This is a genomic window from Streptomyces sp. NPDC107454 (assembly GCF_055582885.1).
The window spans coordinates 52,109-78,580 of record NZ_JBVJPA010000005.1 but is presented as its reverse complement, the minus strand read 5'-3'; the positions used below and the strand labels follow the sequence as shown (position 1 = coordinate 78,580).

Annotated in this window: 23 protein-coding genes and 1 pseudogene; 11 read left to right on the top strand and 13 right to left on the bottom strand. The window is 70.4% G+C overall.

What is annotated here, in order from left to right:
- Nucleotides 1-120: 120 nt before the first annotated feature.
- The gene (locus ACZ69M_RS13310; protein WP_470049465.1) at nt 121-1,386 is read right to left on the bottom strand and encodes an ion channel protein; all 1,266 of its coding nucleotides are present in this window, start codon (nt 1,384-1,386) and stop codon (nt 121-123) included.
- A 129-nt stretch (nt 1,387-1,515) separates the two neighbouring features.
- On the opposite strand from ACZ69M_RS13310, the gene ACZ69M_RS13305 reads away from it, so the two are divergent.
- Nucleotides 1,516-2,283, top strand: coding sequence for a MerR family transcriptional regulator (locus ACZ69M_RS13305; RefSeq protein ID WP_470049463.1), 768 nt, complete (start codon nt 1,516-1,518; stop codon nt 2,281-2,283).
- Between the two features lie 73 nt (nt 2,284-2,356).
- Here the strand turns inward: ACZ69M_RS13305 and ACZ69M_RS13300 are convergent.
- Nucleotides 2,357-2,721 (bottom strand): annotated as a pseudogene (locus tag ACZ69M_RS13300) (YbjQ family protein).
- Between the two features lie 166 nt (nt 2,722-2,887).
- Between ACZ69M_RS13300 and ACZ69M_RS13295 the strand changes: the two are divergent.
- On the top strand, nt 2,888-3,922 hold the full coding sequence (locus ACZ69M_RS13295) for a DedA family protein (protein ID WP_470049462.1): 1,035 nt from the start codon (nt 2,888-2,890) through the stop codon (nt 3,920-3,922).
- A gap of 96 nt (nt 3,923-4,018) precedes the next feature.
- On the opposite strand, the gene ACZ69M_RS13290 is transcribed toward ACZ69M_RS13295, so the two are convergent.
- Together ACZ69M_RS13290 and ACZ69M_RS13285 are read right to left on the bottom strand one after the other, a co-directional pair.
- Nucleotides 4,019-5,659 (bottom strand): threonine/serine exporter family protein, encoded by a 1,641-nt coding sequence (locus ACZ69M_RS13290; protein WP_470049461.1) that lies wholly within the window; start codon nt 5,657-5,659, stop codon nt 4,019-4,021.
- 118 nt (nt 5,660-5,777) lie between these two features.
- Nucleotides 5,778-6,269: an inorganic diphosphatase gene (locus ACZ69M_RS13285; RefSeq protein WP_054237475.1), complete on the bottom strand. Its 492-nt coding sequence runs from the start codon at nt 6,267-6,269 to the stop codon at nt 5,778-5,780.
- A gap of 79 nt (nt 6,270-6,348) precedes the next feature.
- Here ACZ69M_RS13285 and dacB point away from each other — a divergent pair, with 79 nt between their 5' ends.
- From dacB to folE, 6 genes are all read left to right on the top strand, one after another.
- A complete protein-coding gene (gene dacB / locus ACZ69M_RS13280; RefSeq protein WP_470049459.1) occupies nt 6,349-7,962 on the top strand; it encodes a D-alanyl-D-alanine carboxypeptidase/D-alanyl-D-alanine endopeptidase in 1,614 nt (537 codons plus the stop codon).
- 120 nt (nt 7,963-8,082) lie between these two features.
- A complete protein-coding gene (locus tag ACZ69M_RS13275) occupies nt 8,083-9,207 on the top strand; it encodes a zinc-dependent metalloprotease (RefSeq protein ID WP_470049458.1) in 1,125 nt (374 codons plus the stop codon).
- Between the two features lie 192 nt (nt 9,208-9,399).
- Nucleotides 9,400-10,407 carry a tRNA lysidine(34) synthetase TilS gene (gene tilS / locus ACZ69M_RS13270; RefSeq protein ID WP_067373722.1) on the top strand — a complete coding sequence of 336 codons (1,008 nt, stop codon included), beginning with the start codon at nt 9,400-9,402 and terminating at the stop codon, nt 10,405-10,407.
- Nucleotides 10,408-10,565: 158 nt separating this feature from the next.
- Nucleotides 10,566-11,126: a hypoxanthine phosphoribosyltransferase gene (gene hpt / locus ACZ69M_RS13265; RefSeq protein WP_054237479.1), complete on the top strand. Its 561-nt coding sequence runs from the start codon at nt 10,566-10,568 to the stop codon at nt 11,124-11,126.
- 198 nt (nt 11,127-11,324) lie between these two features.
- Entirely contained in the window at nt 11,325-13,352 is a 2,028-nt protein-coding gene (ftsH, locus tag ACZ69M_RS13260; RefSeq protein WP_075032448.1) for an ATP-dependent zinc metalloprotease FtsH, read from the top strand.
- Between the two features lie 144 nt (nt 13,353-13,496).
- Nucleotides 13,497-14,102, top strand: a complete 606-nt coding sequence (folE, locus tag ACZ69M_RS13255; protein ID WP_054237481.1) for a GTP cyclohydrolase I FolE — start codon at nt 13,497-13,499, stop codon at nt 14,100-14,102.
- Between the two features lie 37 nt (nt 14,103-14,139).
- Here the strand turns inward: folE and ACZ69M_RS13250 are convergent, their stop codons facing one another.
- The 6 genes from ACZ69M_RS13250 to ACZ69M_RS13225 all read right to left on the bottom strand — a co-directional run bounded on the left by ACZ69M_RS13250 (nt 14,140) and on the right by ACZ69M_RS13225 (nt 19,249).
- Nucleotides 14,140-14,628 (bottom strand): DUF3180 domain-containing protein, encoded by a 489-nt coding sequence (locus tag ACZ69M_RS13250; RefSeq protein ID WP_101399891.1) that lies wholly within the window; start codon nt 14,626-14,628, stop codon nt 14,140-14,142.
- 55 nt (nt 14,629-14,683) lie between these two features.
- On the bottom strand, nt 14,684-15,295 hold the full coding sequence (gene folK, locus ACZ69M_RS13245) for a 2-amino-4-hydroxy-6-hydroxymethyldihydropteridine diphosphokinase (RefSeq protein WP_470049455.1): 612 nt from the start codon (nt 15,293-15,295) through the stop codon (nt 14,684-14,686).
- The gene (gene folB / locus ACZ69M_RS13240; RefSeq protein WP_470049453.1) at nt 15,292-15,651 is read right to left on the bottom strand and encodes a dihydroneopterin aldolase; all 360 of its coding nucleotides are present in this window, start codon (nt 15,649-15,651) and stop codon (nt 15,292-15,294) included. The genes folK and folB overlap by 4 nt, the downstream gene beginning before the upstream one ends.
- 292 nt (nt 15,652-15,943) lie before the next feature.
- Entirely contained in the window at nt 15,944-16,438 is a 495-nt protein-coding gene (locus ACZ69M_RS13235; protein WP_470049451.1) for a nuclear transport factor 2 family protein, read from the bottom strand.
- Nucleotides 16,435-17,295, bottom strand: a complete 861-nt coding sequence (gene folP, locus ACZ69M_RS13230) for a dihydropteroate synthase (RefSeq protein WP_470049449.1) — start codon at nt 17,293-17,295, stop codon at nt 16,435-16,437. Before folP ends, ACZ69M_RS13235 begins: the two co-directional genes overlap by 4 nt.
- 148 nt (nt 17,296-17,443) lie before the next feature.
- Complete coding sequence (locus ACZ69M_RS13225) at nt 17,444-19,249, bottom strand: phosphatidylglycerol lysyltransferase domain-containing protein (protein WP_470049447.1); 1,806 nt, start codon at nt 19,247-19,249, stop codon at nt 17,444-17,446.
- Between the two features lie 223 nt (nt 19,250-19,472).
- Between ACZ69M_RS13225 and ACZ69M_RS13220 the strand changes: the two genes are divergently transcribed.
- Both ACZ69M_RS13220 and ACZ69M_RS13215 read left to right on the top strand, forming a co-directional pair.
- On the top strand, nt 19,473-20,603 hold the full coding sequence (locus ACZ69M_RS13220; RefSeq protein ID WP_470049445.1) for an alpha/beta hydrolase: 1,131 nt from the start codon (nt 19,473-19,475) through the stop codon (nt 20,601-20,603).
- Between the two features lie 259 nt (nt 20,604-20,862).
- Nucleotides 20,863-22,356, top strand: a complete 1,494-nt coding sequence (locus ACZ69M_RS13215) for a hypothetical protein (protein ID WP_470049443.1) — start codon at nt 20,863-20,865, stop codon at nt 22,354-22,356.
- 62 nt (nt 22,357-22,418) lie between these two features.
- Here ACZ69M_RS13215 and ACZ69M_RS13210 read toward each other — a convergent pair whose 3' ends face one another.
- A complete protein-coding gene (locus tag ACZ69M_RS13210; protein WP_470049441.1) occupies nt 22,419-23,753 on the bottom strand; it encodes a PH domain-containing protein in 1,335 nt (444 codons plus the stop codon).
- Nucleotides 23,750-24,265 carry a PH domain-containing protein gene (locus ACZ69M_RS13205; protein ID WP_099921336.1) on the bottom strand — a complete coding sequence of 172 codons (516 nt, stop codon included), beginning with the start codon at nt 24,263-24,265 and terminating at the stop codon, nt 23,750-23,752. The genes ACZ69M_RS13210 and ACZ69M_RS13205 overlap by 4 nt, the downstream gene beginning before the upstream one ends.
- 31 nt (nt 24,266-24,296) lie before the next feature.
- Between ACZ69M_RS13205 and ACZ69M_RS13200 the strand changes: the two genes are divergently transcribed.
- The gene (locus tag ACZ69M_RS13200) at nt 24,297-25,448 is read left to right on the top strand and encodes an NADH-quinone oxidoreductase subunit D (protein WP_470049438.1); all 1,152 of its coding nucleotides are present in this window, start codon (nt 24,297-24,299) and stop codon (nt 25,446-25,448) included.
- Here ACZ69M_RS13200 and ACZ69M_RS13195 read toward each other — a convergent pair.
- Nucleotides 25,413-26,441, bottom strand: a complete 1,029-nt coding sequence (locus ACZ69M_RS13195) for an SAM-dependent methyltransferase (RefSeq protein ID WP_470049436.1) — start codon at nt 26,439-26,441, stop codon at nt 25,413-25,415. The two genes, ACZ69M_RS13200 and ACZ69M_RS13195, sit on opposite strands and share 36 nt — an antisense overlap.
- Nucleotides 26,442-26,472: the final 31 nt, after the last annotated feature.

Genomic DNA, 26,472 nt, shown 5'->3' with positions numbered 1-26,472 from the left:
CGGCGGTCGGACGGTCCTGCTGGTTGGCCGGAGGTTCCTATTGGTTGAGCGGATCGGGGGTCCTACTGGTTCATCGGATCGGGTTCCCACTGGTTCATCGGATCGGAGGGGCCTGTCGGTTCACCGGATCGAGCTCCCGTCGGCGCGCAACTGCATCTGCGGGCGTCCGGTGACGATCAGCCAGGCCGGTACCGAGGCCAGCACCAGCACGGGCAGCACGGCAGGCTGGGCCACCAGGACGGACGCCGTGAACAGACTGATCCAGCCCTGCCGGGTGACGGCCAGGAGCACACCCAGGACCGCGCACACCACGGCGAGCGTGGGATTCACCTGCGGTACCAACGCGTGCGCGCACAGCCCGAGAGCTACCCCGGCGAACACGGAGGGAAAGATCCGGCCGCCCCGGAAGCCGCACGAGGTGGCGACGAGAAGCGCGGCCAGCTTCACCGCGAACATCAGCGCGAACCGTCCCGCCGACCAGCCCTCCGGGTTCGCCGCGAGGGTCTTCACCTCGTCCAGGCCCTTGAAGAGCGTCAGAGGCCCGCCCAGCGCCCCCAGCAGCCCCAGGACGAGACCGCCCGCGGGAAGCGCCACCATGGGGTGCCTGAGCCGCGAGAAGGCGCCGTGGACGTAAGGGAGGGCGTACACCGCGGTCATCCCGACCGCCGCGGCCGACGAGGCGACCACCAGAGCGCTCAGCAGGTCGCCCCAGTGGGGGCCCGCGTAGGCGGGCAGCGCGAGGTCGAAGCTCGGGTGCTCCAGCAGGGCCATGGTCAGCGCGCCCGTGCCGCCCGCGAGCAGCGGCGGCAGCAGCCGGTCCCAGAGGGCGCCGGTCCCCGGCTGTCCGGCCAGTACCTCGGAGAAGACCAGCGCGGCGGCCACCGGTGTACCGAACAGGGCGCCGATCGTGCCCGCGACCGCCAGGCCCACCCACAGCCCCACGGCGGAGCCCGGGACCACGCGGGTGCCGAGCCAGTAGGCGAGGGCCACGTTGACGGCCGTGATCGGGTTCTCGGGGCCCAGGCTCACCCCGCCCGCCAGCGTCAGCACGGTGGCGACGAGCAGCCCGGGCAGAACGCGGGGCGGCAGGGGAGCGTCGACCAGGCCCGTGGTCGCCGGATCCGGCCCCGCGTGCCCCGGTACCTTCCACACCACCAGACCCGCCGCGATGCCGGTCGCCGTGAGCATCACGACCATCCGCAGCACGGAGTAGCGGCCCACGCCCAGTGCGTCCGGAAGGGTCTCCCACAGGACGTCCTTGAACCGGTCGGCGAGCAGGCTGACGCCCAGCAGGACGAGCGCCGCGGCCACACCGACCACCACGGAGGGCACGATCAACGGCAGCAGGCGCCGTAAGGGGGTCGACGTGGACGCATCGGTGCTCACGGCCACACCCTAAGCGGGCAAAAGCCGCGAAACATCCCGAAAGATGCGCTCCGGCGCCCGGGAATTCCGGCTTGCACCTCACGTGGCGTGAGGGCTGATGGTGGGACGCGTACCGAGGAAGGAGCGGAAGTGGGCTACTCAGTGGGCCAGGTCGCCGGTTTCGCCGGGGTCACGGTGCGCACCCTGCACCACTACGACGAGATCGGCCTGCTCGTCCCGAGCGAGCGCAACCACGCGGGGCACCGGCGCTACAGCGACGCCGACCTCGACCGGCTGCAACAGATCCTGTTCTACCGGGAGCTGGGCTTCCCGCTCGACGAGGTCGCGGCCCTGCTCGACGACCCGGACGCGGACCCGCGCGCGCACCTGCGCCGCCAGCACGAGCTGCTGACCGCCCGGATCGAGAAGCTGCAGAAGATGGCCGCGGCCGTGGAGCACGCCATGGAGGCACGCACGATGGGCATCAACCTCACGCCCGAGGAGAAGTTCGAGGTCTTCGGGGACAAGGATCCCGAGGAGCACGCGGAGGAGGCCGAACGGCGGTGGGGCGGCACGGCGGAGTACGCCGAGTCACAGCGCCGCGCCGCCCGCTACACCAAGGACGACTGGCAGCGCATCCAGGCCGAGGTCGCCTCCTGGGGCGAGCGCTACGACGCCCTCATGGAAGCGGGCGAACCCGCGACCGGCGAGCGGGCCATGGACATGGCCGAGGAACACCGGCGGCACATCGGCAAGTGGTACTACGACTGCTCGTACGAGCTCCACGGCTGCCTCGGCGCGATGTACGTGTCCGACGAGCGCTTCAAGGCGTACTACGACTCCATGCGCCCGGGTCTCGCCGAGCACCTCAGGGACGCGATCACGGCGAACGCGGCCCGGCACTCCCAGGAAGCCTGACAGCGATCCGGTAAGGGGCACCCGCAGGGGCGGGTGCCCCTTACCGGATTCCGGTTCTGCGGCCGGTCGTGCCCTACTCCTTCACCAGGACCACCGCGGTGCCGTACGCGCACACCTCCGTGCCCACATCCGCCGCCTCGGTCACGTCGAACCGCATCATCAGCACCGCGTTCGCCCCTCGCCCCGTGCCTGCTCGACGAGTCGTTCCATGGCCTGGTTGCGGGTCTCCACGAGGGTCTTGGTGAGCCCCTTGAGCTCGCCGCCGATCATCGACTTCAGACCCGCGCCGATCTGGCTGCCCAGATGCCGGGACCGCACGGTGAGGCCGAAGACCTCGCCGATGACCTGCTGGACGCGGTAACCGGGCGCGTCGTTCGTCGTCACGACCAGGACGTCCGACTGGGGTCCCTGGCCGCCTCCGTACTCATCGATGCCCATGGTCCACAGCTTTGTCCCAGTGGGCGCACAGTGCATCCTGGGGGCACTGGTGGAACCTGGCACGGACACTGTGCGTTGATAGCTTTGGCCGACAGTACTGATGTACTGCCGTACTGCCGTCCCAGGACCGCCGTACTCTTCCTTCACCCCTCAGGAGCCCGGAACCGTGACGACGCTTGCCCTTGGTCCAAGCTGGCTGGATCCGAACACGCTCCTGGACAACTTCGGCATCTGGGGCCTGCTGCTCATCGTCTTCGCCGAGTCCGGCCTGCTGATCGGCTTCTTCCTGCCGGGTGACTCGCTGCTGTTCACCTGCGGTCTGCTGATCACGTCGAACCAGCTGGACTTCCCGCTGTGGGGGGCCGTCGCCCTGATCTGCGTCGCCGCGGTCCTGGGCGACCAAGCGGGTTACCTGTTCGGCAAGAAGGTCGGCCCCTCGCTCTTCACCCGCCCGGACTCCCGCCTCTTCAAGCAGGAGAACGTGGTCAAGGCCCACGAGTTCTTCGAGAAGTACGGGCCCAAGTCCCTGGTCCTCGCCCGCTTCGTGCCCATCGTGCGCACCTTCACGCCGATCATCGCGGGCGTCAGCGGCATGAAGTACCGCTCCTTCATCACCTTCAACGTCATCGGTGGTGTCCTGTGGGGCGCGGGCGTCACGCTGCTCGGCTCCTGGCTCGGCAAGATCGACTTCGTCAAGAACAACATCGAGGCGATCCTGATCCTGATCGTCCTCGTCTCGGTGGTCCCGATCGCCATCGAGTTCCTGCGGGCGCGTTCCAAGGCCAAGAAGAACCCGCCGGCGCCGGAGACCCCCCAGGGCCCGGCCGCCTACCAGCAGCAGTCCATGCCCCCCGCCATGGACGACGCGACGCGCCCGCTGCGCATGCACCAGCCGCAGCAGAGCCATGACCCGTACCAGCAGGACCGGCACCAGCAGGACCAGTACGCCCAGGGCTACCCGCAGCAGCAGCCCCAGCAGCCGTACGCCAGCCAGGACCAGGGCTACTACCAGGGCCAGGGCCAGGGCTACGACCAGAACTACGGTCAGAACTTCGACCCGAACTACGACCCGAACTACGACCAGGGCCAAGGCCAGACCTACCCGCCCCAGCAGCACCCGCAGGGCTACCCGCAGCAGCAGCCCCAGCAGCCTTACGGCAACCAGGACCAGAGCTACCAGCAATACCCGTACGGCAACTGAGCGCCCCGAAAGGGGCGCGGGGAACCGCGCGATCAGCCACGACGAACCCGCAGCCGCCTCCCGGCACCACGCGTCGAGCCTGTGGGCGCCCGGCGCTCAGAACCCCCGTGTTCGCTTCGCGGCCCGGCGCTCCCCGGCGGAGCCCCCCGGCACCCGCAGGAACAGCCGGGAGATCTCCGATCCCAGGTTCACACCGATGGCGATGGCCATGGCGAGCGCCGCGGCCTTGGAGAGCGACACCAGGCCCTTGTCGACGTTGCTCTGGGCGATCGACAGCAGCCCGAAGTAAGTGGCCGACCCCGGGAGCAGGGGCCCTATCGCGGCGGTCGTGTACGGCAGCGCGGACGCGAACCGGTAGCGGGACAGCAGCTGCCCGAAGAGGCCCACCAGGCCCGCCGCGACGGCGGTGGAGGCGACCGGCGAGATGCCCCCCGGGTAGTGCATCGCCCCGTACACCGACCAGGCGACGCCTCCGTTGAGGGTCACCGCGAGCACAGTGGATCGTTCCTGCTGGAGCAGGACGGCGAAGGTCAGGGACAGCAGCATGGCGGCGGCGATCTGCACCAGGGGCCGCTTGGAGATGCTGAGCGCCTGGTCCGGATTGAGCGCGGCGCCGAACTTCACGCCGAAATAGAGCACGATGAGGACGCCGACGATGATGCCGACGAAGAGGTACATGACCTCCAGAAGGCGCGCGGACGCGGTGATGTAGAAGCCGGTCAGTCCGTCCTGGACCCCCGCGACGAGCGCCCGCCCGGGCAGCAGCGCGAACAGTCCACCGGTGATCACCGCGGACGAGTTCGCGTCGACGTGCGCGAGCTGGAGCGCGACACCTATCGCGGCCGGCGGCATCGCGGCCACCGTGAACTGGTAGAACTCCGGCAGCCCGCGCCCCGCGCAGAGCCAGGCCAGCCGGTCGCCCAGCATCGCGCCGAGCGCCGCCGCGACGAACACGATCGCGTCACCGCCCACGAGCACCGAGGCCGCACCCGCCAGCAGCCCGGTGCAGCCGGTCAGCACCCAGCCGGGATACGGGTGCCGGTTGCGCCGCATCTCCGCGAGGCGCCGGTAGGCCTCCTCCAGGGAGAACGCGGTCTCCGGGTCGCTCAGGTCGTCGACGAGCCGGTAGACGGCCGCGAGCCGCGTGTAGTCGGTGCCCCGGCGGCGTACGGTCCGGGAGGCCGTCACGGGATCGTCCACCAGGGACGGCTGGTGCGAGATGGACAACAGGGTGAAGGTGACGTTCGGCTCGCAGCGGTCCAGGCCGAACGAGCGGCAGACGGCGAACATCGCCGTCTCCACGTCCTCGGCGCCCTCACCGCCCGCGAGCAGCAACTCGCCGATGCGCAGCGTCAGGTCGAGCACGCGGGGGACGGCCGGGCCGGCCTCGTCCTCCTTGTGCTGGAGTTCGGGTGCCGGGCGCTCGGCCACCGGCATGCGCAGCATCGTGCGCATCCGGTCCTGCCAGGGCACGTCCTTGGTCAGGCTGACCACGGGGATGCCGGTCGCCGGTGTGAAGGCGGGCGGGGCGTGCTTCGCGCTGTAGGTGCGCGGGGTGCTGAACGCCGACCCCTCGGACTCGGTGCCGGCCGTCTCGGGCGGCACGAGCCCTCTGGGGACCGCGAACTCCGACGTGGTCCCCGATTCGTCCTCGACCGCCGGTGCCACGCCGTCCGGCTGTGCGAAGGCACTCCTCGCCTCGTCCGACTGCGGTTTGCGGTCCTCCGCCTCCGTCACCCACCACTCCCGCTGTTGCCGACCGTGCACCTCCCGTACGCCCCAGTATGCGCACGGATACGCGAACGGGCCGCGCCACCCCGGGAGGGGTCACGCGGCCCGCGGGGCTCAGGAGGGATCAGTGACCGCCCTGCTCCTTCAAGCGCTTGTAGGAACGCTCGATCTCGGCCTCGGCCTCCGCGCGGCCGACCCAGTTGGCGCCCTCGACGGACTTGCCGGGCTCGAGGTCCTTGTAGACCTCGAAGAAGTGCTGGATCTCCAGGCGGTCGAACTCCGACACGTGGTGGATGTCCCGCAGGTGCTCCACACGCGGGTCGTGCGCCGGGACGCACAGCAGCTTGTCGTCGCCGCCGGCCTCGTCCGTCATACGGAACATGCCGATCGCGCGGCACTGGATGAGGCAGCCCGGGAAGGTCGGCTCGTCCAGGATGACCAGCGCGTCCAGCGGGTCGCCGTCCTCGCCGAGGGTGTTCTCGACGAAGCCGTAGTCGGCCGGGTAGCTGGTCGAGGTGAAGAGTCGACGGTCCAAGCGGATCCGACCGGTCTCGTGGTCCACCTCGTACTTGTTCCGCGAACCCTTCGGAATCTCGATCGTGACGTCGAACTCCACCGGTGGCTCCTCCATGATCAACACATAGTTCTGGTGGTTAAGTGTCCCTCACGCAGGTGTGTGATCGCGAAAGGGGCTGGTGGTCGTGCCAGAGCTGAGGGCTTGGCGGGCCGCGAGACCGCATGTGGTGCGGATCAAGCGGACCGTGCAGCCGCACGTGACGCGGGTCGCGCAGGCCGTGCAGCCGCGTGCGACGAGGGCTGCGCAGTCCGTGCGACCGCATGTGGTGCGGGCTGCTCAAGCCGTGCGGCCGCGTTCCGTGAAGTTCACGACCCCGTGGCTCACAGCCGTCGCCGCCACCGCGGGCCTGGCACTCGCGGCCGGGGCGGTGGCCTTCGCCGGCCCCTGGGACTCCTCCGGCCAGCGTACGGCCGAGCGTGACTGGGCCGCATCGCGAGAAGGGGAGGGTGGCGCAGATCACGGACGTAGTTCCGATACGTCCCCCACGGCGCCGAAGCCCGCGCCCAGCGCCGCCTCCGTGCTGACCGGTCTAGGCGGCTCCACCGTCTCGGTGCCCGCGCCCACCCAGAAGGCCCTCACGAGCACCCTGGACCGGCTCCTGGGCGACCCCGCGCTCGGCGGGCGGCGCACGGCCGTGGTCGTCGACGTGGCGACCGGCGAGCGGCTGTACGGCAAGGGCGCCGATGACGCGCAGACCCCTGCCTCCACCACGAAGATCGCCACCGCGGTCGCCGCGCTCTCCGCGGCGGGCGCCGACCACCGCATCGAGACCCGCGCGGTCCTGGAGCCCGGCACCAAGGAGGTCGTGCTCGTCGGCGGCGGCGACCCCACGCTGACCGTCCGCAAGGAGGCGGCGGGCTGGGCGAGCCTGCGCACCCTGGCCGACGAGACGGCGACCGCCCTGAAGGCCCGTCATCTGAACCAGGTGACGCTCTCGTACGACACCTCGCTCTACACCGGCTCCGCCCTGCACCCCATCGGCACCAACCCCAACCTCGCGCCGGTCAGCGCCCTGATGGTCGACGAGGCCCGCACCGACGACTCGGTCAGCGGCCCGGTCAATCGCGCCGCGGACCCGGCGGCGGACGCGGCCGTGAAGTTCGCGGGGCTGCTGGAGGCCAAGGGCATCAAGACGACGACCCCGGGCCCCTCCAGGGCGACGAACCGCTCACAGTCCCTCGCCTCGGTCTCCTCGCCGCCGCTGTCCGCCCTCATCGAGCGGATGCTGACGAACAGCGACAACGACATCGCGGAGGCCATGGCCCGCCAAGTCGCCCTCGCCACCGGCCGACCGGCCGACTTCGCGGGCGGCGCGGCGGCGATCGACGCCGAGCTGAAGAAGCTCGGACTCCCGTTGTCCGGCGCGCACTTCACGGACGGCAGCGGTCTGAACCGGGACGACAGACTGACGGCGGACCTGCTCACGGCCCTCCTGGTCAAGGCCGGTGACCCCGCCCATCCCGAACTCCGGCCCATCCTCACCGGTCTGCCGGTCGCGGGCTTCACGGGCACCCTCAGCGACCGTTACGCCGACGACGCTTCTGGCACCGGTCTCGTACGCGCCAAGACCGGCACGCTGACCGGGGTGAACACCCTGGCGGGCACGGTCGTCGACGCCGACGGCCGCCTGCTGGCCTTCGCCTTCCTGGCCTCCGACACGACCGACCCGTCGGCGGCCCAGTCGGCCCTGGACCGCACGGCCTCGGCACTGGCGGGCTGCGGCTGCCGTTAGGGCCTGCCCGGCCAGGTCCTGGGCACCACTCGTACCACGAGCCCCGTGCGCCCCGGAGCACGGGCGCATCCAGCGCCTTACCCCTCACCGCACTTGGACCCGCTCACGTACGGTTGACGCATGACGAGCATCGGTGGTGCCGAGATGGTCGACTGGAATCTCGCGGTGGCGACCGCGACACGGCTTGTGCGGCCTGGCCCCGAGGTGAGCCGCGACGAGGCCCGAGAGGTCGTCGCGGAGCTGCGCCGGCATGCGAAGGCCTCGGAGGAACATGTCCGGGGCTTCACTCGTATGGGCACGGACGACCTCCACGACACCCCCATCCTGGTGGTGGACCGCCCGGGCTGGGTCCGGGCGAACGTCGCGGGGTTCCGGGAACTCCTGAAGCCCCTGCTGGACAAGATGCAGGAACGGCGGGGGACCACCCCGGGCGGGGCCGTCCTCGGCGCCGTCGGCGGCAAGGTCACCGGCGTGGAGCTGGGCATGCTCCTGTCGTTCCTGTCGTCGCGTGTCCTTGGGCAGTACGAGACCTTCGCCCCGGCGACGAGGGAACTCCCGGCGGGTGAGAACGGCGGCGGCAGGCTCCTTCTCGTCGCGCCGAACATCGTCCACGTGGAGCGCGAACTCGACGTGGAGCCCCACGACTTCCGCCTGTGGGTGTGTCTGCACGAGGAGACGCACCGTACGCAGTTCACGGCCGTGCCCTGGCTGCGCGACCACCTGGAGGGCGAAATCCAGTCTTTCTTGGGTGAGACCGAGGTCGACCCCATGACGGTCCTGGAGCGCATCAGGGAGGCGGCCCAGTCGCTCGCGGGCGGCCGTCCCGAGGGCGAGGAGGACGACGGGGGCCGGTCCCTGGTCGAGATCGTGCAGACGCCGGCCCAGCGGGAGATCCTCGGCCGCCTCACCGCCGTGATGTCCCTCCTGGAAGGCCACGCCGACTTCGTGATGGACGGCGTGGGTCCGGACGTGGTCCCGTCCGTGGGCGAGATCCGCGAGAAGTTCCAGCAGCGCCGGGCCAAGGGGGCCTCGCGGCTCGACCTCGCCCTGCGCAAGCTGCTCGGTTTGGATGCCAAACTGAAGCAGTACAGGGATGGTGAGCGGTTCGTGCGTGCGGTCGTCGACCAGGTGGGCATGGACGGCTTCAACCGTGTGTGGACTTCCCCGAACACCCTCCCGACCAAGACGGAGATCGCCAAACCGGCGGACTGGGTCGCACGGGTGCACCGCAAGACGGAGTCGTGAACCCTACGGCAAGGTCGTGAAACGAATTCGGCCGACGGCAGGTGAACGCCCCTCCAATCACCCGTCCGAGGGACCGTGAGCCAACGGTAGGCGTGCAATGCTCGGGGAACGGCCCGTTTCTGTCACCATCTACACACTCTGTGTGACCAGACTCGGGCTCACCCCCCGAAAACTTCATGAAGGGAACCGGACATGGGTCCCCATCCTGCGGTCGCGGCGATACGCCTGGCGGTCCGCCGCGTACTCCACGACGTCCTCACCGACCACACCCGTCCCCCAGGCGAGTCCTCCCCGCTCGTCCTCGTCGCCTGCTCCGGCGGCGCCGACTCCATGGCGCTCGCCTCGGCTCTCGCCTTCGAAGCCCCCAAACTCGGCATCCGCGCCGGTGGCATCACCGTGGACCACGGTCTGCAGCCCGGCTCCGATCTGCGCGCCGACGACGTCGTCTCCCGCCTCGTCGAGCTCGGCATGACCCCCGTCGAGTCCCTCGCCGTCACCGTGGGCCGCGACGGCGGCCCCGAGGCCGCCGCCCGCGACGCCAGGTACGCCGCCCTGGACGCCGCCGCCGAGCGCCACGGCGCCTCCGCCGTCCTGCTCGGCCACACCCGTGACGACCAGGCCGAGACGGTTCTGCTGGGCCTCGCCCGCGGCTCCGGCATCCGCTCCCTGTCCGGCATGGCCGCGGTCTCGGGGGCCGGCGGCCGTTACCGCCGACCGTTCCTGCACCTGGACCGGCAGACCGCCCGCAAGGCCTGCATGGTCCAGTCGCTGCCCGTCTGGGACGACCCGCACAACGCCGACCCGGCCTACACCCGCTCCCGGCTGCGCCACGAGGGCCTGCCCGCCCTGGAGAAGGCGCTCGGCAAAGGAGTCGTCGAGGCCCTCGCCAGGACGGCGCAGCTGTCCCGTGACGACGCCGACGCCCTCGACGCCTGGGCCCGCCAGGCCGAGGCCTCCGTACGCGACACGGCGGGCCTCCTGGAGTGCGCGAAGCTCTACGCCCTGCCGCCCGCCGTACGTCGCCGCATCCTGCGCCGCGCCGCCATCGAGGCGGGCGCCCCGGCCGGTTCGCTGTTCGCCCGCCACATCGAAGAAGTCGACCGGCTGATCACCGGCTGGCGCGGTCAGGGAGCCATCAATCTCCCGGGCAAAGTCGTCGCTCAGCGACAGGGTGGCAGACTGGTGATTCGGCAAGGCTGAAACCGGACCCTCCATCGGGACCGCTCACGCGGCTCTCCGGGACCCCTGACTCGGGTCGCGGGCGGTCCGGGCGGCGGAGCGAGTGAGCCGAAGGGGAGCGACATCGGCGCCCCGTAGGTGAACGAGCCCGAGAAAAGTGGGACGGACGACCGAAAGTGATGCGGGTGGACGCGAAAGACATGGGCACCGACCTCAAGTCGGTGCTCATCACCAAGGAAGAGATCGACGCCAAGCTGGCTGAGCTGGCTGCGAAGATCGACGCGGAGTACGTGGGCAAGGACCTGCTGATCGTCGGTGTCCTCAAGGGCGCCGTCATGGTCATGGCGGACCTCGCGCGTGCGCTGTCCACCCCCGTCACGATGGACTGGATGGCGGTGTCGTCGTACGGCGCGGGTACCCAGTCCTCGGGTGTGGTGCGGATCCTCAAGGACCTCGACACCGACATCAAGGGCAAGCACGTCCTGATCGTCGAGGACATCATCGACTCCGGGCTGACCCTGTCCTGGCTGATCTCCAACCTCGGCTCCCGCGAGCCGGCCTCCCTCAAGGTGTGCACGCTGCTGCGCAAGCCGGAGGCGGCCAAGGTCGCGATCGACGTGGAGTGGGTCGGCTTCGACATCCCGAACGAGTTCGTGATCGGCTACGGCCTCGACTACGCGGAGAAGTACCGCAACCTCCCGTTCGTCGGTACGCTCGCGCCTCACGTCTACGGCGGCTGAACCTCCGGGTCCCAGTCCTCGTAAGACGATCGGGAACCCCAGCGGGTTTCGCGCCGTTGGAGCATGCGTGGGAGGGATTCCCAGTCGTCCCCTGCAGCTTCGGGTGACAATGCTGGGGTACCGTCCGAAGAACAGTCTTTATAAGTCTTTATCAAACTCACTATGGCAGGAGGGACGGGGCGGCACCGCTCCGTATGGATGGACGTGAAGCGATACTTCCGTGGGCCGGTCATGTGGATCGTGCTGGCCGTCCTTGCCGTGGTCGTGTTGATGCAGGTCGTCGGCTCGTCCGGCGGCTACAAGACAGTGGACACCGGCCAGGTCGTCCAGGCGATCAATGACAACAAGGTCCAAGAGGCCAAGCTGACCACCGGTGACGAGCAGGTCATCAAGGTGCAGCTCAAGGATGGCCAGAAGGTCTCCGGCAGCTCCAAGATCCAGGCGAGCTACATCGGTGACCAGGGCGTCAACCTCGCCAACACACTCCAGGACAAGTTCCAGAACAAGCAGATTCCGGACGGCTACACGGTCTCGCCGTCCAAGCAGAACCCGTTCCTCGGCATCCTGCTGTCTCTGCTTCCCTTCGTCCTCATCGTCGTCGTCTTCCTGTTCCTGATGAACCAGATGCAGGGCGGCGGCTCCCGGGTCATGAACTTCGGGAAGTCCAAGGCGAAGCTCATCACCAAGGACACCCCGAAGACGACGTTCTCGGACGTCGCGGGCTCGGACGAGGCGGTCGAGGAGCTCCAGGAGATCAAGGAGTTCCTCCAGGAGCCGGCGAAGTTCCAGGCCGTCGGGGCGAAGATCCCCAAGGGTGTGCTCCTGTACGGGCCTCCTGGAACCGGTAAGACGCTGCTCGCACGCGCTGTCGCGGGCGAAGCGGGCGTCCCCTTCTACTCGATCTCGGGTTCCGACTTCGTCGAGATGTTCGTCGGTGTCGGTGCCTCCCGAGTCCGTGACCTGTTCGAGCAGGCCAAGGCGAACGCTCCGGCGATCGTCTTCGTCGACGAGATCGACGCGGTCGGCCGCCACCGCGGCGCCGGCCTCGGCGGTGGTCACGACGAGCGCGAGCAGACGCTGAACCAGCTGCTCGTCGAGATGGACGGCTTCGACGTGAAGGGCGGTGTGATTCTCATCGCCGCCACGAACCGGCCCGACATCCTCGACCCGGCGCTGCTGCGTCCCGGCCGCTTCGACCGCCAGATCGCGGTCGACCGCCCGGACATGCAGGGCCGTCTGGAGATCCTCAAGGTTCACCAGAAGGGCAAGCCGGTCGCGCAGGACGTCGACCTCTCGGCCGTCGCCCGTCGCACCCCCGGCTTCACGGGTGCCGATCTCGCCAACGTGCTGAACGAGGCCGCGCTTCTGACGGCTCGCAGCGACATGAAGCTGATCGACAACTCCATGCTGGACGAGGCGATCGACCGCGTGGTCGCGGGACCGCAGAAGCGGACCCGGATCATGTCGGACAAGGAGAAGAAGATCACCGCGTACCACGAGGGCGGCCACGCCCTGGTCGCGGCGGCGTCTCCGAACTCCGACCCGGTCCACAAGATCACGATCCTGTCGCGTGGCCGTGCTCTCGGCTACACGATGGTCCTGCCGGACGAGGACAAGTACTCCACGACGCGCAACGAGATGCTGGACCAGCTGGCCTACATGCTGGGCGGCCGCGCGGCCGAGGAGCTCGTCTTCCACGACCCGACCACGGGCGCTGCGAACGACATCGAGAAGGCCACCGCAACGGCCCGCGCGATGGTCACGCAGTACGGCATGACCGAGCGGCTGGGCGCGATCAAGTTCGGCGGCGACAACACCGAGCCCTTCCTGGGCCGGGAGATGTCGCACCCGCGTGACTACTCGGAAGAGGTCGCCGCGCTCGTCGACGAAGAGGTCAAGAAGCTCATCGAGAACGCGCACAACGAGGCCTGGGAGATCCTGGTCGAGAACCGCGACGTCCTCGACCAGCTGGTGCTCCAGCTGCTGGAGAAGGAGACGCTGAGCAAGGAGCAGATCGCCGAGATCTTCGCTCCGATCCACAAGCGCCCGGCCCGCCCCGCGTGGACCGGCTCCTCCCGGCGCACCCCGTCCACCCGCCCGCCGGTGCTCTCCCCCAAGGAGCTGTCGCTGACGAACGGGGCGAACGGATCGACGCCGGCCATCGCCAATGTGACGGAGTCCGTCCCGGCGAAGGAAGTGGCTCCGGAGGACCGCTCCGAGAGCTGACCCAGCTCCCGGTGGCCCTACCAGGCCCGGAATGAATGCCGCGCCCCCCAGGTGTTTTAGCCTGGGGGGCGCGGCATTTTTGCACGACCGCGTGTTTTGGACGCGTCGACCAGCACGCACAAGATCCACAGGAACGAGGACCACATGACCGACCCCGTGACGCTGGACGGCGAAGGTGTGATCGGCGAGTTCGACGAGAAGCGCGCGGAGAACGCCGTACGAGAGCTTCTCATCGCGGTCGGCGAGGATCCGGACCGCGAGGGACTGCGCGAGACGCCCGGGCGGGTCGCCAGGGCGTACAGGGAGATATTCGCGGGGCTGTGGCAGAAGCCCGAGGACGTGCTGACGACCACCTTCGACCTCGGACACGACGAGATGGTGCTCGTGAAGGACATCGAGGTCCTCAGCAGCTGTGAGCACCACCTGGTGCCGTTCGTCGGCGTGGCCCATGTCGGCTACATCCCGTCCACGGACGGCAAGATCACGGGCCTGTCGAAGCTGGCCCGGCTCGTGGACGTCTACGCCCGGCGGCCACAGGTGCAGGAACGTCTCACCACGCAGATCGCCGACTCCCTGATGGAGATCCTGGAGCCGCGCGGGGTGATCGTCGTCGTGGAGTGCGAGCACATGTGCATGTCGATGCGCGGGGTGCGCAAGCCCGGCGCGAAGACCATCACCTCGGCCGTGCGCGGCCAGCTGCGCGATCCCGCCACCCGCAACGAGGCGATGAGCCTGATCATGGCGCGTTAGCGCCCCGGCCCGGACGCCCCGCTGCGCGCCCCGTCCGTCAGGCGACGGGGGCCGCGCCGCCGTGTTCGTTGTCGTCGTCCTCCGGGAGCTTGCAGACGCGCTCCAGGAAGAAGGCGGCCGCTATCACGGCGATGCCGGCGAGGACCGAGAAACCGGCGTAGATGGCCTGGTCGCGACGGGCGGGGATGTCCAGGGACTCGAGCAGGAACGCGCCCGTACCGCCGTACATGCCCGACACCAGGGCGGCGACCAGGGCGCTCGCCTGGCCGAAGACGACCGCGCGGGCCGCCATCAGGGGGTCGACGCCCTTGGCGCCGGGGCGGCGTTCACGCTGGGCCTTGAGGCGGGCGCGCAGCGAGAGCGCCGTGGACAGCAGGACGACGGCGATCAGGGCCAGGACGATGGGGGCGGCCAGCGGGACCCGCGGGAGGGTCCCCACCGCGCTCCACAGGCGCGCGCCCGCCCAGGACAGCACACCGGCCACCACGAACACGGCTGCCAGCGTCCTGATGCGCAGCTGTTTCACGTTGTTGTCCCTTTGCCCCTCTTGTAAGCCGTCTTGGTCGTCCTGACCTTAACGACTACTCGGGCAGCCGGAGTTCCAGGTCGGGCCGGGGCAGGACACCTTCCCGGGTGACGGCGGTGAGCAGGTGGTCCACGGGGCCGCGGCCGGGCAGCTGGGCCTCGGGCTCCACGTCGTGCCAGGGAGCCAGCACGAAGGCCCGTTCGTGGGCGCGCGGGTGAGGGAGGGTCAGGACCGGGTCGCCGGAGACGACATCGGCGTACGCCACGATGTCCACGTCGATCGTGCGCGGGCCCCAGCGCTCGTCCCGTACGCGGTGGAAGGCCTCCTCGATCGCGTGTGCCCGCTCCAGGAGCGAGGACGGCGGGAGGGTGGTCTTGAGGACCACGATCGCGTTGAAATACGTCGGCTGGCTGCCCGGTTCGACGCCCCAGGGCTCGGTCTCATAGACGGGGGAGACCGCCTTGACGCGCACGCCAGGGGTGTCCTCCAGGGCGTCGATGGCGCCCTGGAGGGTCTCCAGGCGGTTGCCCAGGTTCGAGCCGAGGGAGAGCACCGCCCGTTTCGGGTTCTGCAGGGTCGTGTCGGCGGCGTCCACCCGCTCCACCACGGAGGCGGGCACCGGCTGTACGGTCGGGTCGCTCTGACCCTCGGTGAAGTAGGCGGTCATACTCGGCTCCGGGTGATCATGACGGTCACGTCGTCGAAGGGCACCGTGATCGGCGCGTCCGGTTTGTGCACGCAGACCTCGACCTTCTGGACCCCGTCGTGCTTCAGGCAGGTCTGGGCGATGCGCTCGGCGAGGGTCTCGATGAGGTTGACGGGCTCGCCCTCGACGACGGCCACGACCTCCTCCGCCACGATGCCGTAGTGCACGGTCTTCGACAGGTCGTCCTCGGCCGCGGCCGGCCGGGTGTCCAGGCCCAGTGTCAGGTCCACGATGAAGGTCTGGCCTTCCTCGCGTTCCTTCTGGAAGACACCGTGGTGCCCGCGGGCCTTGAGGCCGCGCAGCGCGACACGATCCACGCGAATCACTCCTGCAATCGTCGGTAGCGGCCGATGTCCACCGGGTGCGGTCGGCGCACCGGCCTCAAACGAATCTACCTGCGGGCACTGACAGAGCTCGCCCACGGGGACACGCGCCCACATGATGGGCACGAGGCTTCATCGGGCGTTTCCCCTGGGGAACACGGTGGCTCACGGGTTGGTAGCCGCCCCTACCCAGCGGTTCGTGATTCCAACCACTCCTTGGTGCCGGTGGACCGCCTGCCCACCCGACCGGGGGTGTCCAGGGGCTCATCGGGGGTGTTTCCCGTCCTCAGCCGGGGGTGTCCTCGTCCTCCTCCTCGCCCGATTCGGCGAGTACGGGTGAGGCGTGGTGCGACCAGAGCTTCCAGCCGTCGGCCGTGCGTCGGAACACGTTCGTGGCGACGACCAGCTGGCCGACGAGCGGGCCGAGCTCGTCGCTGTCGTCGGGGGCGGGGCCGCCGCTGAGGATGTTCTCGGTGCAGGTCACCAGCGCGGTGTCGCCCGTGACGGAGACGTGCACGTCCGTGAGGAAGAACTGGATGTACTCCGTGTTCGCCATGATCAGCGCGTACGAGCGCAGGACCTCACCGCGGCCGTTGAGGACCGGCCAGCCGGGGTGGACGCAGGAGATCACCACGCCGTCGCCCTCGATGTCGTCGTCGGCGGTGTCCACGGGAGCCAGCCACAGGGACGACAGCTCTTCGAAGTCACCCTGCTCGAGTGCCTCGTAGAAGGCGGTGTTGGCGCGTTCGACCTGCTCGATGTCGGTGCGGGGTGCGCTCACTGGGCTCCCTCTACGGCCCGGGCGACTCGTACGGCGTCGGCGGTGGCCCGTACCTCGTGGACCCGGACCGCCCAGGCACCCTGGTGGGCGGCGAGCGCGGAGACGGCGGCGGTGGCGGCGTCCCGCTCGCGGGCCGGCGGCGGGGCGCCCTCGGGGCCCGCCAGTACGCGGCCCAGGAACCGCTTGCGGGAGGCGGCGACGAGCAGGGGGTGGCCGAGTTCGCCCAGCCGGTCGAGGTGGGCGAGCAGTGACAGGTCGTGCTCGGAGTCCTTGGAGAAGCCGAGGCCCGGGTCGACGACGACGCGGTCGGGGGCGATGCCGCCCGCCAGAACGGCCTCCACACGTGCGTGCAGCTCGTCGACGACTTCGGAGACGACGTCCGCGTACGTCCCCCTCACGTTGCCGCCATCGAGGAAGCCGCGCCAGTGCATGACCACGAAGGGTGCGCCGGCCGCGGCGACGGCGGGGATCATCGCGGGGTCGGCGAGCCCGCCGCTCACGTCGTTGACGAGGGAGGCGCCCGCGGCGAGCGACTGCTCGGCGACGGATGCGCGCATGGTGTCGACGGAGACGGTGACGCCCTCGGAGGCGAGGCCGCGGACGACCGGGATGACGCGCTTGAGCTCTTCCGCCTCGTCGACGCGGGTCGCGCCGGGGCGGGTGGACTCGCCGCCGACGTCCACCAGGTCGGCGCCCTCGGTGACCAGGTGGAGGCCGTGTTTGACGGCGGCCGTCGTGTCGAACCAGCGGCCGCCGTCGGAGAAGGAATCGGGGGTCACGTTGACGACCCCCATGACCGCGCAGCGGTCCCAGGTCGGCAGTCCCGCGACGTGGCCGCGGCGGCGCTCGGAGTTCATACGTCCAGCCTAGGCCTCCGGCGGGGGGCCGAATCGTCTGCGGGTTCGCTCCGGCGGGAGTCTCTTGGCCGCTTCGCGGCGGGCCGCGGCCCGAGCGAGGGTCCCCAGGGCTGGGGTAGGGGCCCTCGCTCGGGCCTGTTCAGGGGGACTACGCCGCCCTGACCCCGCGTTCCGCCACGCCGTGGGCGCAGGGGCGCGGAGCCGGTGTGCGGCGGCGCAGCAGGCTCGGGAGGGCCAGGTTGACGAAGCCCTCGGCCTGCATGGCGGCGATGCCGATGCGCGGGAGGTCGCGGGAGGAGCGGTAGACGACGAAGCGGGGCTCCCAGCGGGGGCGGAACTTCGCGTTGAACTTGTACAGGGACTCGATCTGGAACCAGCGCGAGAGGAAGACGAGCAGGCCACGCCAGGCCCGCAGCACCGGCCCCGCGCCGATCTTCTCGCCGCGCGCCAGCGCCGAGCGGAACATCGCGAAGTTGAGCGAGATCCGCTTGATGTCCAGGCGCGGGGACGCCTCGAGCGCCGCCACGATGAGGAGCTCGTTCATGCCGGGGTCGGCCGAGCGGTCGCGGCGCATGAGGTCGAGGGAGACACCGTCCGTGCCCCAGGGGACGAAGTGCAGGACGGCCTTCAGATCGCCGTACGGGCCGAGCGCGTCGTCCGCCTTGTGGGCGGTGGCGATCAGACAGTCGCCGTCGGACGGGTCGCCGATGCGGCCGAGCGCCATGGAGAAGCCGCGTTCGGTGTCCGTGCCGCGCCAGGCCTCCGCCGCCCGTCGTATCCGCTCCAGCTCGCCCTCGCTGAGGTCACGGATGCGCCGCACCCGGGTCTCGTAGCCAGCCCGTTCGATGCGCTTCACCATTTGACGCACGTTGCGCATCGCGCGTCCGGACAGGGAGAAATCCGCGACGTCCACCACCGCCTCGTCACCCAGCTCGAGGGCGTCGAGGCCGGTCTCGCGGGTCCACACCTCGCCGCCCGTCTCCGAGCAGCCCATGACGGCGGGGGTCCAGGAGTGGGCCTTGGCCTCGTCCATGAAGCGTTCGATGGCGCCGGGCCAGGCCTCGACGTCGCCGATGGGGTCGCCGCTGGCGAGCATCACGCCGGAGACGACGCGGTAGGTGACGGCCGCCTTGCCGCTGGGGGAGAAGACGACGGCCTTGTCGCGGCGGAGCGCGAAGTGGCCGAGCGAGTCACGACCGCCGTGCTTGTCCAGCAGGGCCCGCAGCCGGGTCTCGTCGTCCTCCGTGAGGCGGGCGGCGGGGTGTTCGGGCCGGAAGGCCAGATAGATCGTGGTGACGGCGGTCAGCCAGCCGAGCGCGCCGAGCGAGAAGGCGACCGTCCAGGACGTGGATCCGGCGTAGTCGACGGGGCCTTCGAAGCCGACCAGGCCGTACAGGACGTGTGTGATGCGGTCGGCCAGGCTCGGGTCGCCGACCATCCGGTTCTGGTGGGCGCTGACGATGACCAGTCCGAGGGCGAGGGAACCGGCACCCATGAGGACGAAGTTGGCGAGCGCGCGCCAGCGGCTGCGCGGATCGGGCAGGGCGGCGAACTCGCTCCGGTGGCGCAGCAGTGGTGCGAGCAGCGCGAGGGAGATGACGACGCCGATGATCGAATGGCGGTACGCGAACTGGGCGACGGCACCCGCCGGCAGCAGGGCCACGGCGGCCCGCCACGCCCGGCGCTTGCGGCGCCGCAGCCCATGAGCGAGCAGGAGCAGGAGCACGCCCGCACTGAGCGACAGCGCGGCGGCGAAGGGGCCGAACGAGCCGGGCAGCACCTCGGCGATGGCGTGCATACGACTGCGCCGGAAACGGGGGAAGACCCCCGCGGCGATGTCCAGGACCCCTACGAGGGTGCAGGCCCTGGCGACGAGGGCGGGAACGGCATCCGGGCGTGGACCACGGAGTATGCGTCGCGTCCTGCCCGTTCGGTCTGGAACCTCGCCCGACATTTCCCCATCTATCCTGACAGACATCGCATCCCGTAGTTCTGCGAGAGACCTTGAATCCGGCGCCATTCCGGCATCCGGCGACATTGCGCCCTCTAGGACGGTGTCTTGGGGGGTCAGGTTCACTCCCCAGCGGAAAGCCGGTTCAAAAGGCAAGGAAAGTCCAGGGCAAGGCCTCGCGAAGCAGCAGGGCGGCCAGGGGCGGAAAGCGCAGGCAGGGCAGCTCATGGGTCTCACGAGCAACAAGGTGCTGGTGTTGGCGGTTCTGTTCGCCGTACTGCTGTTCGTCGGCACGGTGTGGTGGTGGCCGCGGCTGGCGCGGCAGAACTGGCGGGCCGTCAGCGGGCGGATCGGGCTGCTTCTGGTCACCCAGGTGGCGATCTTCGCTTCGATCGGCCTGTTCGCCAACCAGGCGTTCGGGTTCTACGCGAGCTGGGCGGACCTCTTCGGTCAGGAGAACGGCCAGGGCGTGGTCGTCGACCACGGCGGCCGGGGCGGCTCCAGCGGCGGGCCTCTCCAAGTGGTCGGCACCCAGCCGGTGAGCGTGTCGGGCGGGACCCGGCCGCAGATCGGCGGCCAGATCCAGAAGGTCGACATCGTCGGCCGTACGACGCACATCGCCACGCCCGCGTTCGTCTACCTTCCCCCCGAGTACTTCCAGTCGCGCTACCGCACGCGCACTTTCCCGGCGGTCACGATCCTCACCGGCTACCCGGGCACCGCCGCGGCGCTCATCAAGGGTCTGCACTATCCGCAGACGGCCCACGAGTTGTCCAAGAACGGGGAGATGCAGCCGATGATCCTCGTCATGATGAGGCCGACGGTCGCGCCGCCGCGGGACACGGAGTGCGTGGACATCCCGGGCGGCCCGCAGACCGAGAAGTTCTTCGCCAAGGACCTCCCCGATGCCGTGTCGGCTCACTACAGGGTGGGCAAAAAGCCCGGAAGCTGGGGCATCGTCGGTGACTCCACGGGCGGCTACTGCGCGCTGAAACTGGCCCTTCACCACCCCGAGGCGTACGCCGCCGGCGCGGGACTGTCGCCGTACTACAAGGCGCCGATCGACCCCACGACGGGCGACCTCTTCCACGGGAACAAGGAGCTGCGCAACAGCGCGGACCTGCGCTGGTTCATGCAGCACAAGCCCGCCCCCGACACATCGCTGCTGGTCACCAGCAGCAAGGTGGGTGAGCACAACTACAAGGAGACCCTCAAGTTCATCAGCCTCGTGCAGTCCAAGCAACGCACCCGGATCGCGTCGATCATCCTCGACAGCGGCGGCCACAACTTCAACACGTGGCGGCGGGAGATCCCGCCGACGCTTCAGTGGCTCAGCGGGCGGCTGAGCGACCGCTGACCGTCGTCCCCGAATACGTGGCGACGCCCTTGTGATCCGCGCCGAGCCTCCTGGAATTCATGGAGTCCCTCGAATCTCTCGAATCACGCGAACTCAAGGGAATTGATCAACAAGTAGCCGCCTTGCGGGGCGAGCGGGAGCCCTTGTGGGACAAGGAGTTGCCCCTATAGGCGGCTGAGGCGGTGTGAAGCCCCTGGGGTAGCCGTGTTTTTACCGGGCGGGGCTCCAAGATTCGCCTACGCGCGGTAAGTTTCTGGCCATGCCACGTGGACGTCACCGCCATTCCCCACCTCTGCACCGGTTGCTGCCCCCTTCGGCGATCGCAGGCGTCTCGCTCGTCTGCGCCGTGGGGCCCTGGCTGTTCACGGAACCAACGGTGCTCCGCGCCCTGGCCGCGGCCGCCGCGGTGACCGCCGTCGTGGGCGGCATCGTCATGCGCCGCTGGGACACGGCGGCGGGCAAGCGTGTCGCGGACCTCACGCGCGCGCGGGCGAGTGACGAGTGGCGTCACGAGGAGCGCGTCGCCGAGCTCGAGACCGACCTCGACGAGTCGCGCGAGCTGCGCACCAAGCTCGAGCACAAGCTGCGCGCGAAGAGGGCGGAGCTGGCGGGCCTGCGCAACGAACACGCGGCACTGCTTCGCCGCTACGCCACGGCGGAGACCGAGCGGGCGAGCGCCCTGGAGGGTCGCCGGCTGCTCGAGATAGAGACGGTGGCCCCCGCTCGCGCGCTGACCGCCGGGACGGAGACCGTGGAGTCCGCGGAATCCGTGGACGCCGTGGACGCCGTGGACTCGGCGGAGCCGGAGGCTCCCGAGGGCGTGGTCGCCACGGACGAGGACATGAACGAGGGCGCGGGCGAAGGCACGGGCGAGGACAGCGGCGACGGTGTCATTGACGAAGACGTGGCCACCGTAGACGCGGAGAACGCCGACGAGGAGCCGACGGACGCGCCCGCGTCCCCCCAGGTCTTCTCCCCGGCCGGGTCGTCGCTCTTCCTGCGTGCCGACGCCGCGCTGAGCCGGATCACACAGGGCGACGCGGCGACCGACGTCTCCGATGTGGACACTGAACCGGGCACGGACCCGGACACCGATCCGGACGGCGACGCCAAGCCCGGCGCCGAAGCCGACACCGAAGCCGATTCCGATTCCGAAGCCGAGCTCGAAACCGCGCCCGCCCCGGATTCCGAGGCCGACGCCGATGCCGCCGCCTCCGGTTCCGACGAGCGCGAGCCCGCCGAAGCCGAAGGGGAGTCCGCCGAAGGAGAGTCCGGCAAAGGGGAACCCCCGACGGACGGTCCTCCGAAAGGCAACCGCTCCCTGACCGACGCCAAGACGGCGACGCTGCCCGTCCCCGCCGCACGCGCGGTGTCCGTCGAGGCGGAGCCGGCCGCCCCGGCGGCCCCTCCCGTGCAGCCTGCCAAGCCCGCCCGTGCCTCCGGGCACTTCACCGTGCCGACCGCGGTGGCCGTCGCCCCGGCCGCGCCCGTGCGGCGCCCCTCGGTCGAGGGCGGGTTCGACTTCTTCGGTACGCAGAAGGGGGCGTCCTCGGTCGCCATGGACGCCGTGCAGAACGAGGACCTCGCGGACGTGGTCGGACAGGAGGCGCTCGCCCTGCACAAGGCCGAGGCCGAGTCCGGTTTCAAGCCCGTCGACGAGGGGTCCCGCGGTGTCGGCCAGGTCATCGACCTGACCGCGCACGACGAGACCGAGCACATCGACCTGACGGAGCTGCGGACCGCGGCTTCCTGAGGCGCGTGTACGTGGCTCACGCGGACGAGGGCAGTGGCTCGGGCCACTGCCCTCTCGTCGTCTCACGCCATCCAGCGGTCCGGCCGTGCCTCGCGCCGCCCCGTCCGTGACCGGTCGGCCTGCGCCTGGAGAAGCTCCGCGGCCTCTGCGGCGTCCCGCAGCCGCGCCGTCACCGTCTGGTTGGCCCCCGTGTCCACATGGACGTCGGCGACGCCCCTGAAGCGCTCCCAGGGCCCCTGCGTCAGCCGTACGCTCTGCACCTTCGCGTGCGGCACGAGCGACAGACGGCGGCGCAGCAGTCCGTGACGCGCCGCGAAGACGGTGTCGGTGACGGCGAGCCCGTATCCCCGCCACCACAGCGGCACGCACCACCAGGCCCGGCGCGGCGGCCGGGACAGGGCGGACGGCACCGTCACCCCGGGCAGCACTCTCGCGATCACCGACTCGGCGACCTCGCGCGGAGCGACGGGCACGAGGACGGAGTTCGAGGACCCCGCCACATCGAGTTCCACCCGTACCCAGCCGCGTCGCCGCCACAGCAACGGTTCGACGATCCGTACGGTCTGCACGCGTCCGGGCGGCACCGTCTCGTGCGTACGGTCGAGGAGGCCGTGGTCGATGCGGAGCCCGTCCGGCGACTCGCCCACCGTCCAGTCGTACTCGCCGACGAACCGCCCCACGCTGCTCGCGCCCGCGGCGCCGAGCAGCGGCACCCCGGTGGCGAGGACCGTCCACACGCTGTGGGTGGCGAACCACAGGAACGGGGGCACGACGAGCGCGGCGGCCAGGGAACCCCAGGTGGCGCCGGTGAGGACGAGGGAGACGGCGAGGAAGCCCGCCGGCACGTGCAGCAGCTGCCGTACCGGCGCCTCGCCGACCTCGTGAGCCGTCTCGGGGGCGAAACCGGCGGCGCGGGCGAGGAGTTCGGCGCGCAGAGCGCGGGCCTCGTCCTCGCCGAGATAGGCGAGTTCGTCCTTCTTGTCCGTTCCTATGACGTCGAGTTTGAGCTTGGTGACGCCCGCGACGCGGGCCAGTAGCGGCTGGGTGACGTCGACGGCCTGCAGCCGGTCGAGCCGGATGTGCGCGGTGCGCCGGAACAACAGGCCGGTACGGATGCGCAGTTCGGTCTCGGTCACCGCGAAGTGCGTGAACCACCAGCTCAGAAAGCCGTAGAGGGCGGCCGCCGGGACGATGACGGCGAGCCCGATGAGCAGCGCGGTCGTCGTCAGCCTGGTCAGCTGCTCCTGCGCCTGGTTGGGGTCGTGCACGGCCCAGCCGGCGACCACGGCGACCGGCGCCCAGGCGCGCCGGAACGGTGTCACCGGGTGCAGCCGCCGCTCCACCAGCGGCTTCTGCTCCCGTATCGCGTCCTTGGCGTCGGGCGCCGGCGTGTTCACAGCCCCGCCGATCGGGCCTCGCCCAGCTCGGTCAGCCGGTCGCGCAGCCGCTCGGCCTCGGCCGGGTCCAGGCCCGGGATGCACGCGTCCGTCGCGGCGGCCGCCGTGTGCAGCTGCACGCTCGCCAGCCCGAAGTGCCGCTCCACGGGCCCCGAGGTCACCTCGACCAGCTGCATCCGCCCGTACGGCACCACGGTCTCCTCGCGGAACAGCACACCGCGGCTGATCAGCAGGTCGTCCGCGCGCTCGGCGTACCGCCAGGAGCGCCAGTTGCGCCCCAGCATCCCCCAGCCCCACACCAGCAGGGCGAAGGGCAGCAGCGCGAAAGCCGCCCAGACGGCGCCCGCGAACACCGCGAGCAGCACCCCCAGGACGATCGTCAGCAGGCCCAGCCACACCACCAGCAGCAGCCGGCGCATCCGCAGCAGTCCCGGCGGCAGCCCGGTCCAGACCGGCTCGGCCGCCGTGCTTCCCACGGTGTTTCCCGCGGTCTCCGCGCTCCCCGTATCCATGCCGCAAGGGTACGTACGACAGACTGTCCCCATGACTCCTACGACGGAGACCATGGTCGGTATCGGCGGCGCCGCGGAGAGCACCGACATGGTGCTCAACATCGGGCCCCAGCACCCGTCCACGCACGGGGTGCTGCGGCTGAAGCTGGTCCTGGACGGTGAGCGGATCCAGCACGCGGAGCCGGTGATCGGCTATATGCACCGCGGCGCGGAGAAACTCTTCGAGGCGCGCGACTACCGCCAGATCGTCATGCTCGCCAACCGTCACGACTGGCTCTCCGCCTTCTCGAACGAGCTGGGCGTGGTCCTTGCCGTGGAGCGGATGCTCGGCATGGAGGTCCCCGAGCGCGCGGTGTGGATGCGGACCCTCCTCGCGGAGCTCAACCGGGTCCTGAACCACTTGATGTTCCTGGGCTCGTACCCCCTGGAGCTGGGCGGGATCACCCCGATCTTCTACGCCTTCACGGAGCGTGAGGAACTCCAGCACGTCATGGAGGAGATCTCCGGCGGGCGCATGCACTACATGTTCAACCGCGTCGGCGGTCTCAAGGAGGACCTCCCGGCCGGCTGGACCACCCGCGCGCGCAGCGCCGTCACGGCTCTGCGCTCGCGGATGGGCGTGTACGACGACCTGGTGCTCGGCAACGAGATCTTCCGGGGGCGTACGCGGGGCGTGGGCACCCTCGCGCCGGAGACCGTGCACGCCTACGGAGTGAGCGGGCCCATCGCGCGCGCCTCGGGCGTCGACTTCGACCTGCGCCGGGACGAGCCGTACCTCGCCTACGGGGAGCTCCAGGACACCCTGAAGGTCGTCACTCGCCAGGAGGGCGACTGCCTGGCCCGCTTCGAGTGCCTCCTGGGGCAGACGCACAACGCGCTCGACCTCGCGGACGCCTGTCTCGACCGGCTCGCGGACCTTCCGCCCGGGCCGATCAACCAGCGCCTCCCGAAGGTCCTGAAGGCGCCCGAGGGACACACCTACACCTGGACCGAGAACCCCCTGGGGATCAACGGCTACTACCTGGTCAGCAAGGGCGAGAAGACCCCGTACCGGCTGAAGCTGCGCTCGGCCTCGTTCAACAACATCCAGGCTCTGGTGGAACTGCTGCCCGGGACGCTGGTCGCGGACATGGTGGCGATCCTGGGGTCACTGTTCTTCGTGGTCGGCGACATCGACAAGTAGGCCGTCGATCATTGAGTTTGGAATTCCAACCGGCTGGAGCAGCCAGCCGAAGTCGCCCAGGCCGCCGGTCGCGGTGAGTTCGGCGGCTTCCCCCGCGCCCGCCAGGGCGCGTACATAGGCGGTGGGGTCCGTGGTGGCGAGCGTGAGCGCCGGCCGCGCGCCGCTCACGCCGAGCGCGCGCAGGGCCGCCCGCTGGGTCATGGCGCGCCCACCGGGCAGCGCGCACGCGTCCAGCGCCACATGCGCCGTGATGTCGCAGGAGCCGTCCGGCACCGGCACGGTGTCGCGCCCGTTCCGGAAGCCCGTGAGCGTTCCGAAGGGCGGGCGCGCGGCCGCGACGTGCGCGTAGTCGACGGCGACGGCGAGACCGCGGTCAAGGGTGGCGACGGCCCAGGCCCAGGCGGTGTCCCTGGGGAGCCCGATCTCGGCCCGGGCTCCCTCGTGGGCCAGTGGCCACCACCTCCGCAGCCACTGCGCCTCCGCCCCGGCCACGGGCTCACCCAGGCGCTCGGCCCCGTCGTCGTCCCGTACGAGAACCAGCCGGGGTACGCCCGTCGCGTCCACCTCCGCCACGTCCACCGGCACGTTGTCCAGCCACTCGTTGGCGAACAGCAGCCCGGTGATCCCCTTCGGGGGCTGGGCGAGCCACTCGATCCGGTGATCGAGAACAGCGGGGCGCTCGGCGCGTTCGACGGCGTACCCGCGCGCGCGGGAGGCCACTTCGGCGGGGAGCGCGGCGAGGACACCGGTCACCAGCTCACCGCGGCCCGCCGCCATGTCGACGAAGGCGAGCTCGGCAGGGCGGCCGAGGGCCTCGTCGACCCGGCACAGCAGTCGGGCCACGGCCGCGGCGAACAGCGGGGACGCGTGCACCGACGTACGGAAGTGGCCGGCCGGCCCCTCGGGCCCGCGATAGAAACCGGAGGGCCCGTACAGGGCCTCCTCCGTCGCCTCGCGCCAACCTCGCCACTCACCCGTCCCCGCACGCCTCACCGAACCAGCCTAGGCCCCCCTGAAAGACGGG